Annotated in this window: 1 pseudogene; it reads right to left on the bottom strand. The window is 57.9% G+C overall.

The features are described 5' to 3' along the window. Positions 1-608, bottom strand: a pseudogene (locus ACTHUM_RS16695) (RHS repeat family protein); the annotation flags it as partial. Positions 609-708: the final 100 nt, after the last annotated feature.

Here is a 708-nt window from a genome sequence, read left to right on the forward strand (position 1 = left end):
CCGTTTCGGGCGTTCTCTTCCTTAGCCGGTACTTTCCATTGGTGCTGGCCGATGATTTGGCCGTTGCCGTTGTAGTCGAAGCAGGTAATGCTGTGACTGTTGGCGGCGCGGACGAGGTTGCCGTCCAGGTCGTATTGGTAAGCGGTTTCCTGAACCTTGTCGTTATCGCGGGCAAGGGTGTGGATTAAACGTCCCAATACATCGCGTTTGAACTCGGTAATCCGCAGCGGGGTTTGGCTGTCGAGGCCGTCTGAAAGCGGGGCGGCTTCTTTTTTGGGGACGGGTTGTCCGCCCAGCTGCGCCATCAGTTTGGCGGCAAGGGAGGCTTCGTCGCCGAATTCACGCTGTTCAATCAGTTCGTTGCCGGCATTGTAGCGGTAGCCGGTCAGCTTATGGTCGAAACCGCTTTCTGCAATCAATCGGTCGAGGATGTCGTAGGCAAAGCGGTAGCGCGCACCGTTTTCATTGGTGAGGCCGACTAGGCGGCGGGCTTTGTCGTAATGGTAGCCGAAGGTATGGCCCAGCGCATTGGTGCGTTGGGTCGGCAGACCGTCCTGGCCGTATTCGTAGGAGGTGGTGTGGCCTTCGCCGTCGGTATGGGTGGTCAAACGACCTGCAGCATCGTAGCCGAAGGTCTCTTTGCTGCCGTCTGGATAGAGGGCGAGGGTGAGGTTTTGATTGGCGTCGTAGTGGTATTCGGTGTGCTGT

The organism is Neisseria sp. P0021.S006 (assembly GCF_051956895.1).